15 protein-coding genes are annotated in these 14,684 nt (G+C 71.0%); 5 read left to right on the top strand and 10 right to left on the bottom strand.

Going from position 1 to position 14,684, the window contains the following annotated elements; translation table 11 throughout:
* Positions 1–88: 88 nt before the first annotated feature.
* Positions 89–883, bottom strand: coding sequence for a maleylpyruvate isomerase N-terminal domain-containing protein (locus AB0D28_RS01980; protein ID WP_357381215.1), 795 nt, complete (start codon positions 881–883; stop codon positions 89–91).
* A 282-nt stretch (positions 884–1,165) separates the two neighbouring features.
* Between AB0D28_RS01980 and AB0D28_RS01985 the strand changes: the two genes are divergently transcribed.
* Entirely contained in the window at positions 1,166–1,462 is a 297-nt protein-coding gene (locus AB0D28_RS01985) for a hypothetical protein (protein WP_357381217.1), read from the top strand.
* Between the two features lie 202 nt (positions 1,463–1,664).
* Here AB0D28_RS01985 and AB0D28_RS01990 read toward each other — a convergent pair whose 3' ends face one another.
* The 4 genes from AB0D28_RS01990 to AB0D28_RS02005 all read right to left on the bottom strand — a co-directional run bounded on the left by AB0D28_RS01990 (position 1,665) and on the right by AB0D28_RS02005 (position 4,800).
* On the bottom strand, positions 1,665–2,327 hold the full coding sequence (locus AB0D28_RS01990) for a DUF6882 domain-containing protein (RefSeq protein WP_357381219.1): 663 nt from the start codon (positions 2,325–2,327) through the stop codon (positions 1,665–1,667).
* 75 nt (positions 2,328–2,402) lie between these two features.
* Positions 2,403–2,576 (bottom strand): hypothetical protein, encoded by a 174-nt coding sequence (locus AB0D28_RS01995; protein ID WP_357381221.1) that lies wholly within the window; start codon positions 2,574–2,576, stop codon positions 2,403–2,405.
* A 275-nt stretch (positions 2,577–2,851) separates the two neighbouring features.
* Entirely contained in the window at positions 2,852–3,676 is an 825-nt protein-coding gene (locus AB0D28_RS02000) for a hypothetical protein (protein WP_357381223.1), read from the bottom strand.
* A gap of 38 nt (positions 3,677–3,714) precedes the next feature.
* Positions 3,715–4,800, bottom strand: a complete 1,086-nt coding sequence (locus tag AB0D28_RS02005) for a family 43 glycosylhydrolase (RefSeq protein ID WP_357381225.1) — start codon at positions 4,798–4,800, stop codon at positions 3,715–3,717.
* Between the two features lie 230 nt (positions 4,801–5,030).
* Between AB0D28_RS02005 and AB0D28_RS02010 the strand changes: the two genes are divergently transcribed.
* Positions 5,031–5,807, top strand: coding sequence for an HAD-IIB family hydrolase (locus AB0D28_RS02010; protein WP_357381227.1), 777 nt, complete (start codon positions 5,031–5,033; stop codon positions 5,805–5,807).
* Positions 5,808–5,926: 119 nt separating this feature from the next.
* Positions 5,927–7,714 (top strand): adenylyl cyclase, encoded by a 1,788-nt coding sequence (locus AB0D28_RS02015; RefSeq protein WP_357381229.1) that lies wholly within the window; start codon positions 5,927–5,929, stop codon positions 7,712–7,714.
* A gap of 47 nt (positions 7,715–7,761) precedes the next feature.
* Here the strand turns inward: AB0D28_RS02015 and AB0D28_RS02020 are convergent, their stop codons facing one another.
* Both AB0D28_RS02020 and AB0D28_RS02025 read right to left on the bottom strand, forming a co-directional pair.
* Positions 7,762–8,352 carry an ATP-dependent Clp protease proteolytic subunit gene (locus AB0D28_RS02020; RefSeq protein WP_357381231.1) on the bottom strand — a complete coding sequence of 197 codons (591 nt, stop codon included), beginning with the start codon at positions 8,350–8,352 and terminating at the stop codon, positions 7,762–7,764.
* A gap of 125 nt (positions 8,353–8,477) precedes the next feature.
* Positions 8,478–9,119, bottom strand: coding sequence for a helix-turn-helix transcriptional regulator (locus AB0D28_RS02025; RefSeq protein WP_357381233.1), 642 nt, complete (start codon positions 9,117–9,119; stop codon positions 8,478–8,480).
* Between the two features lie 273 nt (positions 9,120–9,392).
* On the opposite strand from AB0D28_RS02025, the gene AB0D28_RS02030 reads away from it, so the two are divergent.
* A complete protein-coding gene (locus AB0D28_RS02030; RefSeq protein WP_357381235.1) occupies positions 9,393–10,406 on the top strand; it encodes a potassium channel family protein in 1,014 nt (337 codons plus the stop codon).
* A 23-nt stretch (positions 10,407–10,429) separates the two neighbouring features.
* On the opposite strand, the gene AB0D28_RS02035 is transcribed toward AB0D28_RS02030, so the two are convergent.
* Positions 10,430–10,912: a MarR family winged helix-turn-helix transcriptional regulator gene (locus AB0D28_RS02035; protein ID WP_357381237.1), complete on the bottom strand. Its 483-nt coding sequence runs from the start codon at positions 10,910–10,912 to the stop codon at positions 10,430–10,432.
* A gap of 68 nt (positions 10,913–10,980) precedes the next feature.
* Between AB0D28_RS02035 and AB0D28_RS02040 the strand changes: the two genes are divergently transcribed.
* Positions 10,981–11,643: an NAD(P)H-dependent oxidoreductase gene (locus tag AB0D28_RS02040; RefSeq protein WP_357381239.1), complete on the top strand. Its 663-nt coding sequence runs from the start codon at positions 10,981–10,983 to the stop codon at positions 11,641–11,643.
* A 79-nt stretch (positions 11,644–11,722) separates the two neighbouring features.
* Here AB0D28_RS02040 and AB0D28_RS02045 read toward each other — a convergent pair whose 3' ends face one another.
* Both AB0D28_RS02045 and AB0D28_RS02050 read right to left on the bottom strand, forming a co-directional pair.
* Positions 11,723–12,757, bottom strand: a complete 1,035-nt coding sequence (locus tag AB0D28_RS02045; protein WP_357381241.1) for a 2-oxoacid:ferredoxin oxidoreductase subunit beta — start codon at positions 12,755–12,757, stop codon at positions 11,723–11,725.
* The gene (locus AB0D28_RS02050) at positions 12,750–14,597 is read right to left on the bottom strand and encodes a 2-oxoacid:acceptor oxidoreductase subunit alpha (RefSeq protein ID WP_357381243.1); all 1,848 of its coding nucleotides are present in this window, start codon (positions 14,595–14,597) and stop codon (positions 12,750–12,752) included. Before AB0D28_RS02050 ends, AB0D28_RS02045 begins: the two co-directional genes overlap by 8 nt.
* Positions 14,598–14,684: the final 87 nt, after the last annotated feature.

The raw sequence follows: 14,684 nt of genomic DNA on the forward strand, positions 1-14,684 counted from the left end.
AGACGAGGTTGACCCCGCGATCGTCCAGGCCATCCTCGTCCTACATCACGTCCAGACCAGCCCAGCCTCAGGATGAATGGGATCGTCGCTACACCGACGGGTCCCAGGCGATGAGCTGGTCGAAGATGCGACGGTCGCCGTCCAGCTCCAGCTTCGGAGAATCCAGCGGTACGCGGCCGTAAAAGAACAAGACCAGGTCACTGGCCGTGCCCCGGGCGGAGACGTCGGCCGTGTCCGGGTCCTCGCTGGCAGCCGACGTGCCGAGACGGGCGGCCCGTGCGCCCTCGCGGGACAGCCGAAGGCGCCAAGAGCGGCCCTCGGTGGCGTGGTAATCGACGACCGCGGGGTCGTGCGGCCAGGCGACATCCGTCGAGCAGAGGGTGAACTGGCAGTCGTCGAAACCCTCAAGGGCGACCTCCTCCGGTAGCGGTGCCGGGTTCCCCACGGTGAGCTGGGCATCGTAGGTGTGCACCGCGATCTCGGGCACCTGGCGCCGAGCCCATGCGCCGGAGGTTTCCGGTGACTGCGAGTCACCCCAGAACGTCCAACAACCGCGGTCCGGGCCGGCCTCACGCAGCGCGCTCGTCAGTCGCTCGACGGACTCGGTCCACCAGGCCAGCAGAGCCTCGCGTTCCCGAGGCGCACCCGCGCCGTCGTCCCAAGCGGACTTCTCCGGGGGAGCGTCGGCTGGCCCGGCGGCGACGATGGCGGCCGACCTGCGACGGCCCATGCCCAGGTGCTGCACGAGATCGAACAGCGTCCACTCCGGACAGGTCGGCACCGGCACGTCGAGGCTGGGCGCCGCAGCGACCGCGGCACGGAAGGCGGTCGACCGTTCGTCGATCAGCCGCAGATGATCAGCGAACGTCAAAGTCTTTTGCATCCCGGCTTTCTACCAGTGGTTCCGATAGCGGGACAGCGATTTTCGCCGCTGGCGCGACCGCGGCATTGGCGCGCCACGGTTCCACCTGTCGTGACTCGCACCGTTTCCGTGCCGAGGCCGCTGCGGGCCTGTCGACCGATTCCCGTGGCACACCTGCGGGGCTAGCCTCCGCGTATGCCCCCCTCTCATCCGCCTCGACGGTCGAGTCAGCCCGGTGGTCCCGCCGGGACGCACCTCCCGATGCCGGAGGGTGGCCGTTCTGCCCCCGTTTCCTATCGAGCGGTGTACGTGTTGGCGATCCTGGCGACGTTGTGTTGGGGAGGCGCGGCATACGGCGGTTGGCTGATCTTTTCCGGCCGCGACATGGTCGAGGGCCTGCTGAGCTTCATCGGACTCCTCTGGCTCGCCGCGTTCGAGATGTTCGCGTTGCTGTTCACTGTCACCGCGGCTTTCGAGCTGCGTCGGCGCCACTCGCCTCGTGCGGCCCTGGTGACCGGTCTGGTCGCAGTCGCCGGGGTGGTCGTGACGATCGTGTTCGTGCTCTGGGTCTCGACGGGGACAAGTCAGACGGGCCTGTAGCGAGGGTCGAGGTGAAGCTCGGGGATGGCATCGCCCCGACGACGGGCCCGATGGGACGGGACCCGAGGGTCGACGGCGGTCAGCTCCTGGAGGTGGGAGCCGCGCGGGTCCAGCGAGGTAACCGCCGTGCCGCTCTCGGCCGTGTCCACACGTGCTGAACCGCGTGCGGCAGGTTCGAATCCTGCCGGGGCACCAGATTCGCCTACGGGCTGACCGTCCCCGACATGTTGCTGACACGCCCCATCGCGTCGAAGTCGACGCGCAGGACGGAGCCGTCCTGACTCTGTGCCGTCACCGACATCGGTGCCCGGTCCAGGCGCCATCCCTGCTGGTGCAGCAACGCCTCGACGGTGACGCGGTGTTCCACCGGGAAGGACTGGAGGACCTGGGCCAGGACGGTCGGCACCCGCTCCGGCCGGACCGGCGCGGTGATCTGCGGCGGGGCGTCGTCGAGGTGGAAGAAGACCGCGCCGCCGTCGTACGGCCCGCGGTAGTAGCAGCGGCCGGTCAGGCCGGACGCCAGCAGGGCGAGCCGGTGTCCGTCGGCGCGCCGGAGCGGGTACGTGGGTTCGGTGAGTTCGGCGACCTGCTGGCGGTGCCCGTACTCGCGGAGCCAGCCGGCCAGGTGCAGCAGCGCCGGTGGGAGGTTGCTGGCCTCGTTCGCCCAGGCCCACAGCCAGGTGCCGTCGTCGTGACTTTCGGTGCCGAGGAGCTGGACGCGGTATCGCAGGTCGTTCCCGAACGTCACGGTGCCGTCGGGCACGTCGAGCTGCCAGTCGCGTTCGCCGAGGAGATCTGCCAGCGCCAACTGACGGGCCAGCCCGGTGCCGACGTGTTCGGCGAAGAGGCGATCGAAGGTCGGCATCGCCGCAGTGTGCCAGATCCTTGGGGAACGGGACGGCCCCGCGTCCGGCCGGAGCCGGAGCGCGGGGCCGGCGGGTCAGCGGACCAGCGCTGCCACCAGCGTCCCGATGCAGGCGACGACGGCGGCGATGATCGGACTGAGCGTCTTGATGTACGCCAGGATGATGCGGTGCCGGCCTGTCAGTTCGGCAACGGCTTCGTCCTCGTCCTCTGGTGTCTCGAAGTCTGACCCGTGAGGGATTACAGTCAACGTGACTCCTTCCGTTGCAGCGGTGGAGTCGAATGCGGCGTCCGGTGGCAGCCGGGCGCCGCCCTCTGTGTGAGGCGACGCTGTGCCGTTCGACGGTTCGAGCATGCTCCCGGCGGACGGCTAGCACAAGAGTCGGCATTTCACTGTCGGGTACCTGACAAGCAGATGCATCGCATCGAGAAAATTCCGGTGCCAGCTCTTGCCAAATGCAATTTTCCGTGAAGCAGTTCAACCGAGCGTGACTGGGCCAGAGCGCATGGTGAGCAGGCGTGCTGTCAGGCCCGGCGGAGCTGGAGCACCGCCACGCGGGCGTCGTGGCCGTCGACGTGCATGGGCACCGTCTTGCGGTTGCGCAACTGGATCTGGACTCCGTTCGACCCCTGGAGCCAGCCGATCTGGTCGATGCCGGCGTCGAAGGCGCGGGTCTCCTTCGCGGGGAACAGCTTCGGCATCGGGTTGCGGTTGGTGTCACCGGTCCAGATCACCGGGTAGCCACGGGCCTGCCAACTGGAGATCCGTTCCCGGAGGACGTCGAAGTGGTGCGCCCACTTGGTCCTGCGCCACTCCTCGTGCGGATCTTCCTGGCCGTTAAACGCGCCGGCCACGAAGTGCGTGTTGAGGAACGCGAACTGAAGCGCCGCGTCGTCGTTGGCGGCCAGCAGGACCTCGGAGATGACGCGGTTCACCGAGACGCCCGCCAGACCCTCGTGTACGGGTGTGACGTGCTTGTCGAGCACGTCGTACGCCTTGGGCACGGAGATCGGGACGTAGTGCCCGCCGTCGTCGAGGTGCACGTTGCGGTAGCGCTCGCCGAACAGCTCGTTGATCCAGCCCTTCTCCTTCGTGTCACCGTCACCCCCGCCGATCTCCTGCCAGCCGACGAGCGGACGGTCCTCGGGGCCGGTCATGTCGAGGGCGTTGCGGACCGCCGTGATCGCGGCCTTGCGCTTGTCGAGGTTCGCCCGGCCGATGTTGGCGGTGACGACGCCCAGGTTCCGCCAGGCGGTCGCCGCCCCGGCGGGTGCGGGGAACCCCAGGGCGCCGGCGAGCGCGACGCCGCCCGCGAGGCCGAGTGCCTGTCGTCTGCTGACGCGTTCCATGCGACTCCTTACTGGTCGGCTGCTACGTGGACGGCCGGCTACGAGACGAGGAAGCCGGTGGAGGGGCGGGTCAGGACGCCTGTCATCGGGAAGCGGGTGGTGCCGTTCCACCAGTGCCACACCACGCGCTCGCTGCCGTCGGCGGCGGCGAAGACGTCCATTCCGCCGGGGCCCTGGTGGTTGCCGGGCAGGTCGCGGATCGGGTTGAGGCCGGCGGCGCCGGTGAAGCCGAAGAACGGGCGGGACACGCCCTCGCGGATCGGGGTGCAGCGGGAGCCGGGTAGCGGAGTGGCGCCGCAGCGGGCGATGCCGGTGGAGTAGCGCGCGCTGTCCCAGTTGTTGCCCGAGTACATCAGGTACCAGTCGCCGTCGGCGGCCTTCCACATCGACGGGTTCTCGACCACGTGCGTACCGCCGCTGGTCTTGGCGGTGTCCCAGGTGATGTCGGTGCTCTTGAGCATGTCCCGGCGGGTGTCCCAGATGGCGCGGCCCTCACCGTCGGTGCGGACCGTGGAGATGCCGGTCTCGGCGCCGGAGGCGATGGCGTCGTCCCGGTAGGTGACGTACAGGTTCCCGCCAGCCACGAACGGGTTGGCGTCCAGTGCCCACCGGCCGGCGTCCGGGCAGGCCCACTCGCCCTGGTTCTGGAACGGGCCGCGGGCACTGTCGGAGACGGCCCGTCCGATGCACTTCTGCCCGGAGCCCTTGCGGGAGGCGGTGTAGAACATGAAGAACCGGCCGTCGAAGCGTGCGACGCCGGGGGCCCAGACCGCGCCGCCGGGTTCGGCCCAGGCGCCGGGACCGGACGGCAGGGCGTCGTGGGAGGCGCAGTCGGCCATGCCGACGCTGTTGCCGGAGCCGTGGACGAGGACCGGTACGTACAGCCTGCCGGTCGCGCCGCAGCGCGCGCCGGTCCCGGCGCCGACTGTGGTGCCGTAGGTGACGTAGGAGCCGTCCTTCGCCAGCAAGGTGTCCGGGTCGGCCAGCGGGAAGGTGGACGAGCTCGCCAGCGTGGACATGTCGCCGGCGGGCGCGGCGGTGGCGGGAACCACGCCCGCTGTGGTGGCCGTCAGGGCGGTCGCGGCGAGGGCAACGAGGCATCCGCGCATTCGAAGGAATCTCACCGGCGCACCTCCATCGATGAAAGTAATTATCGGCCGAACGCTATCGATGTTCGACGATCCCGTCAACGGGGGAGCGTCGAACGTCGGGAGCGGGAAGCGGGGCCCGCCCGGAGGCCTGCCGCGTTACTCTCCGTCAAGAGGGCGTGCCGCCTGCCGGGTCCTCAGGCCGGTGCCAGGACCCGTCGGTACCCTGGCATGTCCTGGCCTGTCCGCGACGACATGAGGTATTCGTGAACGATCTTCGAGTGGTGGCGTTCGATCTCGACGACACCCTGGCGATTTCCAAGTCCCAGATCGATCGTCGGATGGCGGAGTTGCTCGGCCACCTGCTCACCGAGGTGGACGTACTGGTCATCTCCGGTGGCCGGTTCGAGCAGTTCCAGTCGCAGGTGCTCGCCCACCTCGAACTCACCGAGGAGCAGCGCCGCCGGCTGCACCTGATGCCGACCTGCGGCACCCGCTACTACCGGTGGTCCGACGGGGACTGGCGGCAGGTCTACGCCGAGGACCTCACCGAGGCCGACAAGGCCCGCGTCGTCGCCGCGCTCACCGAGTCGGCGCAGGCGCTGGGCCTGTGGGAGACGAAGACCTGGGGCGACATCATCGAGGACCGGGGCAGCCAGATCACGTTCTCCGCGCTGGGGCAGTCCGCCCCGCCGGCCGAGAAGTACGGCTGGGATCCGGACGGCGACAAGAAGCGGCGGCTGCGCGACGCGGTCGCGGCGAAGCTGCCCGACCTGGAGGTGCGCGGCGGTGGCTCGACCTCGATCGACGTCACCCGCAAGGGCGTGGACAAGGCGTACGGCATGCGCAAGCTGCTGGAGCACCTGGATCTGAAGATCGACAACGTGCTCTTCGTGGGTGACCGCCTGGATGTGGGTGGCAACGACTACCCGGTCAAGGCGATGGGCATCCGCTGTGCGGCGGTCACCCGCTGGGAGGAGACCGCCGACTACGTCGAGAAGCTCGTCGACGACCTGGTGAAGCGGCGCGCCGAGCGCGCCTGAGCACGGACCGCAGCAGGGCCCGCCGGTTTCGGAACCGGCGGGCCCTGGCGGTATCGACGGCGATGGGGTAGGAACAGCGAGAGAGCGCTCTCCCGTCCCATCACCGAACAGGCAGGCAGATGCGATCACCCGACCCCTCCCGCCGCCGTTTCCTCACCCTCACCGCCTCCGCGGCCTCGCTCACCGCCCTCGGCCTCCCGGCCGGCGCCGCAGCCGCGTCCCCGGCCGCGCGCCCGGCCCGCGAGCCCGACTTCGGACCGAACGTCTTCGTGTACGACCAGGACACGCCGGTCGAGGAGATCCAGTCCACGCTGGACCGGCTCTTCACCGCCCAGGAGCGCAACGAGATGGGCTTCGACAGGTACGCCGTGCTGTTCAAGCCCGGCCGCTACGAGGTGGACGCCCGGCTCGGCTACTACACGACTGTCGCCGGTCTCGGTACCCACCCGGACGACGTGGAGATCCACGGCGCGGTCCGGGTGGTCGGCCAGCCGGACCCGAACTCGCCCGCCGGCATCTCCGCGCTCACCAACTTCTGGCGTTCGGCGGAGAACCTCGCCGTCACCCCGACCGACTGGTCGAACCAATGGGCCGTCTCGCAGGCGTCACCGATGCGCCGGGTGCACGTCAAGGGCGTGCTGTGGCTGGAACCCGGCAACGGCGGCTACTCCAGCGGCGGCTACATCGCCGACTCCAAGGTGGACGGCATCACGATCAACGGCTCACAGCAGCAGTGGCTCACCCGCGACAGCGAACTCGGCGGCGAGTGGACCAACGGCGTGTGGAACCAGGTCTTCTCCGGCGTGATCGGCGCGCCCGCGCAGGGCTTCCCCGACCCGCCGTACACCACGCTGCCGAGCAGCCCGGTGACCCGGGAGAAGCCGTACCTGTTCGTCGACGCCCGGGGCGCCTGGCGGGTCGCCGTACCGCGCCTGCGCCGGAACACCGCCGGCACCACCTGGGCCGCCGGTGGCGCTCCGGTGCCGTCGCTGCCGCTGTCCGCGTTCTTCCTGGCCCGGCCCACCGACTCGGCGAAGCGGATCAACGCGGAACTCGCTCGCGGCCGGCACCTGCTGCTCACCCCCGGCGTCTACCACCTCGACCGGGCGCTGCGGGTACGCCGCCCGGACACCGTCGTGCTCGGCCTCGGCATGCCGAGCCTGGTGCCGGACCGGGGGGACGCGGCGCTGCGGATCGAGGACGTGGACGGGGTCCGCGTCGCCGGGGTGCTCGTGGACGCCGGGCCGGTCGAGTCACCGGTGCTGGTCGAGGTCGGCACGCGGCACTGCCACCGGTCCCACGCCACGAACCCGATCTCGCTCCAGGACGTCTTCTTCCGCATCGGCGGCCCGTACGCCGGGCGGGCGGCTACCAGCCTGGTGGTGCACAGCCGGCACACGCTCATCGACAACATCTGGGCCTGGCGCGGCGACCACGGCCGGGCGGGCACGATCGGCTGGACGGTGAACACCGCCGCCACCGGCGTGATCGTCAACGGCGACGACGTGACCGCGTACGGGCTGTTCGTCGAGCACTACCAGCGCTGGCAGACGATCTGGAACGGTGAGCGCGGCCGGACCGTGTTCTACCAGAGCGAGCTGCCCTACGACCCGCCGAGCCAGGCGGCCTGGCGCAGCCCGACCGGCAACGGCTGGGCCTCGTACAAGGTGGCCGACCACGTCCGCACGCACGAGGCGTGGGGACTCGGCGTGTACTCGTACTTCAACCAGGGCGTGGACATCCGCTGCGACCGGGCGATCGAGGCGCCGCGCCGGGCGGGCGTGCGGTTCCACGACGCGATCACCGTGTTCCTGGACGGCAGCGGCGGCATCGAGCGCACGATCAACGAGGCCGGCACTCCCGTCGTCGGCTCGTACGGCACCAGCCCGGTGGTCAGCTACCCCTGACCGGCGTCGGGACGGCCCGGCCGGATCATCGGCCGGGCCGTCCCGGCTCACCCGGCGAGCTGGTCGACGCGGGTGAGCACCTGGTCGACGAGGCCGTACTCGCGGGCCTGCTCGGCGGTAAACCAGCGGTCGCGGTCCCAGTCGCGCTGGATTTCCTCCAGCGTGCGCCCGCTGTGCTGGGCGATCAGCTCCTGCATGGTGCGCTTGACGTGCAGCATGTTCTCGGCCTGGATGGTGATGTCCGCGGCGGTGCCGCCCATTCCGCCGGACGGCTGGTGCATCATGATCCGCGAGTGCGGCAGCGCGAACCGCTTGCCGGCCGCCCCGGCGCAGAGCAGGAACTGCCCCATCGACCCGGCCATGCCGAGCGCCAGCGTCGCCACGTCGTTCTTGACGTACCGCATGGTGTCGTAGACGGCCATGCCGGCGCTGACCGAGCCGCCCGGCGAGTTGATGTAGAGGAAGATGTCGCGCTCCGCGTCCTCGGCCGCGAGGAGCAGGATCTGCGCGCAGATCTGGTTGGCCGACGCGTCGGTGACCTCGGTGCCGAGGAAGATGATCCGTTCCTTCAGCAGCCGCTCGAAGACCCGGTCACCGAACGCCGGCTGTCCCTCGTCGAGCATCCAGATGCCACCCATCGCCGCCCACCTCCGTGCCGCCGGTGGGCGGGGGACCGCCCGGGAACCGGCGGTCTCCAGCGTCCGCCGGACGCACCCGCGCGGCCCAGGCTTTCTGCCCCGGGCAGATTCGCCCTGGGCAGAAGCTACGCGGCGACCGGCCGCCGCCGGCCGGCGCGGGCCCGTCGCCGGGCCACCGCCGATGAGATACGCGGACGGGGGCGGACGGCCGGGGCGGAGGGAGCCGGCCAGATCCGGATGCCGCCGGAGAACCCGATCGGCGTGGCGGCGTCGAACGCCGGACCGAGCGGCGCCGGCCCGAGCCCGACGGGCCGCAGCGCGCCGCCCAGCAGCGGCGTGGCGGTGACCGGCCGGCGGGCGACGTGCGGCCGGAGCGAGACGGCGGGCCGGCGGGACACGGGCGGCCGGGGCGACACGACCGGGCGGCGCGTGACGGACAGCCGCGGCGGGCCGACCCGCAGCTGTGGCCCGGTGCGCGCGGCCGGCACCCGGTCGAACCGGGCCGCCGAGATCCCGGGGCCGACCGGCGTCGGCCGCTCCCGGCGCAGCTCGTCGCGGGCCTCTTCGAGCAGGTCGGCGAGGTGGATCCCGAGCGCGCGGCAGATCGCGGCCAGCACCTCGGAGGAGGCCTCCTTGCGCCCGCGTTCGACCTCGGACAGATAGGGCAGGGAGACGCCGGCGGCCTGGGCCACCTCGCGCAGCGTGCGGCCCTGGCGCAGGCGGATGCGCCGCAGCACCCCGCCGATCACGCGTCGCAGCAACGACATGCCGGCCTCCTCGCGGTCGCCGTCCGGACGTCCCCATCATGCCCCGTCCACGCCCCCGGCACCTGCCCGGTCAGCCCCCGTGTACCGACCGGGCAGGTGTGGATCAACGCGGGACGACCGGTCGGTCATCAGTCTCACCCGTGACGGCGCCGATGGATGTGACGAAATCCTTACCGCTCGCGGCGACGGACCGGCCCCTGCCCGACCAGCCGGCTCGGGGCGTACCCGCTATCTTGAGGGCGTGCAGGCGACGGTGGCGGAGCGGGACCGACGGTGATCCATTTTCCCGCGCAGCGGCGGGGGCCGCTGAGCGCGCTGAGTCTGCGCCTGCTCGCCGCCCTCGGCCTGGTCTTCGCCACGGTGTTCGTGGTGTGGCTCGACCGCGACGGCTACCGCGACGTCGACGAGAGCGGCCTGACCCTGCTCGACTGCTTCTACTACGTGGTGGTCTCGCTCTCCACCACCGGGTACGGCGACATCACCCCGGTCAGCCCGTCCGCCCGCCTGGCCAACGTCCTGTTCATCACCCCCGCCCGGGTGCTGTTCCTGATCATCCTGGTCGGCACCACCCTGGAAGTCCTGACCGAGCAGTACCGCACCGGGCGTCGCCTGTCGCGGTGGAGGAGAACCGTGAAGGACCACGTCATCATCTGCGGCTACGGCACCAAGGGCCGCAGCGCGGTCTCCGCCCTGCTGGAGAACGGCACGGACAAGTCCAAGATCGTGGTGGTCGAGCGGAGCGGGCCCGCACTGCGGCAGGCCACCTCCAACGGGCTGGTGACGATCGAGGGTTCGGCTACCCGGTCGTCGGTGCTGGAGCAGGCGCACGTGCGTACCGCGAAGTCGGTCATCATCGCGACCGACAGCGACGACGCGTCGGTGCTGGTGGCGCTCACGGTCCGGCAGCTCACCGCCGGCCAGGTCCGGATCATCGCGGCGGTACGCGAGGCGGAGAACGCGCCGCTGCTCAAGCAGAGCGGCGCCCACCACGTGATCGTCTCGTCGGCCACCGCGGGCCGGCTGCTCGGCCTGTCCACCTCGGCCCCGCCCCTGATCGACGTGGTGGAGGACCTGCTCACCCCGGGTCAGGGCATGGCGCTGGCCATGCGGTCGGCCGAGCGTGACGAGGTGGGCCGCTCACCCCGTGAGCTGGAGTCGCTCGTCATCGCGCTGGTCCGCCGGGGCAAGGTGGTCACGCTCAACGACCGTGCGGGCGCGGTGATCGAGACCGGCGACATGCTCGTCCACGTCCGGGACGACCGGCCGCAGGCCACCACCGCGCTCTGACCGCGCCCCGCTGAGCGCGACGTTCAGCAGGTGCCCGGGCCGCCCTCCGCGAGCACTTCGCCGCACGTCGACGACCGGCCCTGGGTGGCCCGTCGTAGCAGGTCGTAGAGCAGGTCCCGCTCGCCGGGAGCCAGCGCGCCGAGGACCTCCTCCTCGGCTCCGGCGAGCGCGCACTCGGCCTCGCGGAGCCGCCTGGTGCCCGCCTCGGTGAGGCGTACCTCGTGCCGTCGGCGGTCCTCCGGGGAGCGGCGGCGCTCGGCCAGGCCGTCCGCCTCCAGGTCGTTCAGCAGCCCGACCACGTTCGTGCTGTCGATCTGAAGCGTGCCGGCGAGCGCCTGCTGGCTGATGCCGCCGGAGTCGCGCAGCACTGTGAGCGCCACCAGGTGGCGTGGGCGCAGGCCCAGCGGGGTCAGCACCGACTCGGAGCGCAGCCGCATCCGCCGGGCCAGATGGTCGAGCAGGGGCCCGGAGCGGCGCTCGGACTCCTCGACCGGTGCGGCGGACATGTGACCCAGTTTACGCGCCCCGGGAAACATCGACCTGCTATAAATAGTTTGTTCTACACAAACGATCGATGGAGGAGAAAGAAATGGCTCACCTGCTGCACATCGACTCCAGCATCACGGGGGAGCGGTCGATCAGCCGACGGCTCACCGCCCGTGCCGCCGCCGCCTGGCGCGCCGCCCACCCGGACGGCACCGTCACCTACCGCGACCTGGGCCAGAACCCGCTGCCACACCTGGACACGGCGAGCGGTCTCGCGCGCATGGTGCCGCCGGATCAGCACACCCCCGAGCAGGCGGCGTCCTGGCGGCGGACCCAGGAGGTGGTGGCCGAGGTGAAGCAGGCCGACACGGTCCTGCTCGGGCTGCCGCTCTACAACTACGGGCCGCCCAGCAGCGTGAAGTCCTGGGTCGACCACCTGATCGCCCCCGGCATCGCGTACGACCCGGTGACGAACGCCGGGCTGCTCGGCGACCGCCAGTTCGTCGTCCTGGTCAGCCGCGGCGGCGGGTACGGCGCGGGCACCCCGCGGGAGGGCTGGGACCACGCCGAGCCGTGGCTGCCGCACGGCCTCTCCCTGACCGGGCTGGAGCCGCGGTTCATCTGCGCCGAGCTGACCCTGGCCCCGGTCAACCCGGCGATGGCCGAGCTGATCCCGCTGTTCGAGCAGAGCCTCGCCGCTGCCGAGCGGGCCGTCGACGAGCTGTGGGTGCCCGCCTCGGCGGCCGCCTGACCAGGCTGCGCCACACGCGAAGGGCGGGCCGTTCCGCGGGGGAACGGCCCGCCCTCTCGCGTGACGGGTCAGCGGCGGATCAGAGGATCGTCCAGGTGTCGCCGCTGCCGAGCAGGGCGGCGAGCTGCTGCTCCGGGGTCTGGTCGACGCTAGCCCTGGCGGCCGCGACCTGCTCCTGCACGGTGCTGTCGTAGGAGGGGCGGCCCACCGAGCGGAACACTCCGATCGGGGTGTTGCTCAGGTCCAGGCCGGGCAGCCGGGACAGCGCGAACGCGTACGCCGGGTCGGCCACCGTGGCATCGTGCACGACGATCTCCTCGGCCGGGGTGTTCGCGGTCTCCCGCACCTCCAGCCCGAAGCCACCCGGCGGGTGCACCACGCAGAACTGCCCGTCCTTGCCGAACGTGATCGGCTGCCCGTGCTCCAGCCGGATCAGGAAGTCGTCCCGGGTGGCCGGCTCCTTCAGTGGGTCGAACGCGCCGTCGTTGAAGATGTTGCAGTTCTGGTAGATCTCCACGAACGCCGAACCCTCGTGCTGGGCGGCGGCCCGCAGCACCGACTGGAGGTGCTTGCGGTCCGAGTCGATCGTCCGGGCCACGAACGTGGCCTCCGCGCCGAGTGCCAGCGACAGCGGGTTGAACGGGGCGTCCGCCGACCCGACCGGCGTCGACTTGGTGATCTTGCCGACCTCGGAGGTCGGCGAGTACTGGCCCTTCGTGAGCCCGTAGATCCGGTTGTTGAACAGCAGGATCTTCAGGTTCACGTTGCGGCGCAGCGCGTGGATCAGGTGGTTGCCGCCGATGGAGAGCGCGTCGCCGTCACCGGTGACCACCCAGACCGACAGGTCCGGCCGGGACACCGACAGGCCGGTGGCGATCGCCGGGGCGCGGCCGTGGATCGAGTGCATGCCGTACGTGTTCATGTAGTACGGGAAACGCGACGAGCAGCCGATGCCCGAGACGAAGACGATGTTCTCCCGGGGGATGTTCAGCTCCGGCATGAAGCCCTGCACGGCGGCCAGGATGGCGTAGTCGCCGCAACCGGGGCACCAGCGCACCTCCTGGTCGGACTTGAAGTCCTTGGCGGTGAGCTTCAGGGCGACGGGCTCAGACATTCTTCAGGACCTCTTCCAGCATCGTCTCCAGCTCGGCGGCGGTGAACGGCAGGCCGCGGACCTGGTTGTAGCCGATCGCGTCGACCAGGTACTTCGCCCGGATCACGTGGGCGAGCTGGCCGAGGTTCATCTCCGGCACGACCACCCTGTCGTAGCGGCTCAGCACCTCGCCGAGGTTCGCCGGCATCGGGGCCAGGTGCCGCAGGTGGGCCTGGGCCACCGAGAGCCCGCGCTGGCGCAGGCCACGGCAGGCGGCGCCGATCGGGCCGTACGTCGAGCCCCAGCCCAGCACCAGCACCCGGGCGTCGCCGTCCGGGTCCTCCACCTCGACGTCCGGCACCGGGATGGTCTCGATGCGGGCCGCCCGGGTCCGCACCATGAAGTCGTGGTTGGCCGGGTCGTACGAGATGTCGCCGGTCTTGTCGGCCTTCTCCAGGCCGCCGATCCGGTGCTCCAGGCCGGCCGTGCCGGGCACCGCCCACGGGCGGGCCAGCGTCTGCGGATCCCGCAGGTACGGCAGGAAGGTCGTGCCGTCCTCGCCGTTGGGCTCGGTGGCGAACTCGACCCGCAGGTCGGGCAGCGACTCCACGTCCGGCAGCAGCCACGGCTCGGAGCCGTTCGCGACGTAGTTGTCCGAGAGCAGGATCACCGGGGTGCGGTAGGTCAGCGCGATCCGGGCCGCCTCCAGCGCCGCGTGGAAGCAGTCCGACGGGGACTTCGGCGCGATCACCGCGACCGGCGCCTCGCCGTGCCGGCCGTACAGGGCCATGTTCAGGTCGGCCTGCTCGGTCTTGGTGGGCATGCCGGTGGACGGCCCGGCCCGCTGCACGTCGACGATGACCAGGGGCAGCTCCAGGGCCACCGCCAGGGAGATCGTCTCGCTCTTGAGCGCCACGCCCGGACCGCTCGTGGTGGTCACGCCGAGCGAGCCGCCGTACGACGCGCCGAGCGCCGCCCCGACCGCGGCGATCTCGTCCTCGGCCTGCATGGTGACCACGCCGAACCTCTTGTGCTTGCTCAGCTCGTGCAGGATGTCCGAGGCCGGCGTGATCGGGTACGCGCCGAGGAACACCGGCAGCCCGGAGCGCACCCCGGCGGCCACCAGGCCCAGCGACAGCGCCGCGTTGCCGGTGATGTTCCGGTAGGTGCCCGGCAGCATCCTGGCGGGCTTGACCTCGTACCGGACGGAGAAGTCCTCGGTCGTCTCGCCGAAGTTCCAGCCGGCCCGGAACGCGGCCACGTTCGCCGCCACCAGCTCGGGGCGGGCCGCGAACTTGCGCTCCAGGAACCGCAGGGTCGACTCGTACGGGCGGGAGTACATCCAGCTCAGCAGCCCGAGCGCGAACATGTTCTTTGCCCGCTCGGCGTCCTTCTTGGACACGTCGTGCTCGGCCAGCGCGCCCACGGTCATCGAGGTGAGCGCCACCGGGTGCACCGCGTATCCGGCGAGCGAGTCGTCGTCGAGCGGACTCGTCGCGTAGCCGACCTTGGCCAGGTTGCGCCGGGTGAACTCGTCGGTGTTGACGATGATGTCCGCCCCGCGCGGCAGGTCCGCCAGGTTGGCCTTCAGCGCCGCCGGGTTCATCGCCACCAGCACGTTCGGCGCGTCACCCGGGGTCAGGATGTCGTAGTCGGCGAAGTGCACCTGGAAGCTCGACACGCCGGGCAGGGTGCCGGCGGGAGCGCGGATCTCGGCGGGGAAGTTCGGCAACGTGGAGATGTCGTTGCCCAACTGCGCCGTCTCCGAGGTGAACCGGTCGCCGGTGAGCTGCATGCCGTCGCCGGAGTCACCGGCGAACCGGATGACCACCCGGTCCAGTTGACGGATCTGCTTGGTCACACCCGCACCTCGCTTAACTGAGCGCCGTCACCCTCGCCGGTCCGGCCCGCTCCGATTCTCACGTCAGAGCCTACGTCGCCACGTTAG

Source organism: Micromonospora sp. NPDC048169, from assembly GCF_040652815.1.
Lineage (GTDB): Bacteria > Actinomycetota > Actinomycetes > Mycobacteriales > Micromonosporaceae > Micromonospora.

Bases quoted from the DNA above. Each gene is read 5' to 3' on its own strand.
- AB0D28_RS02035 (WP_357381237.1), bottom strand. From the start codon at position 10,912: ATGTCCGCCGCACCGGTCGAGGAGTCCGAGCGCCGCTCCGGGCCCCTG.
- AB0D28_RS01980 (WP_357381215.1), bottom strand. From the start codon at position 883: ATGCAAAAGACTTTGACGTTCGCTGATCATCTGCGGCTGATCGACGAA.
- AB0D28_RS01990 (WP_357381219.1), bottom strand. From the start codon at position 2,327: ATGCCGACCTTCGATCGCCTCTTCGCCGAACACGTCGGCACCGGGCTG.
- AB0D28_RS02040 (WP_357381239.1), top strand. From the start codon at position 10,981: ATGGAGGAGAAAGAAATGGCTCACCTGCTGCACATCGACTCCAGCATC.
- AB0D28_RS02000 (WP_357381223.1), bottom strand. From the start codon at position 3,676: ATGGAACGCGTCAGCAGACGACAGGCACTCGGCCTCGCGGGCGGCGTC.
- AB0D28_RS02045 (WP_357381241.1), bottom strand. From the start codon at position 12,757: ATGTCTGAGCCCGTCGCCCTGAAGCTCACCGCCAAGGACTTCAAGTCC.
- AB0D28_RS02015 (WP_357381229.1), top strand. From the start codon at position 5,927: ATGCGATCACCCGACCCCTCCCGCCGCCGTTTCCTCACCCTCACCGCC.
- AB0D28_RS02020 (WP_357381231.1), bottom strand. From the start codon at position 8,352: ATGGGTGGCATCTGGATGCTCGACGAGGGACAGCCGGCGTTCGGTGAC.
- AB0D28_RS02025 (WP_357381233.1), bottom strand. From the start codon at position 9,119: ATGTCGTTGCTGCGACGCGTGATCGGCGGGGTGCTGCGGCGCATCCGC.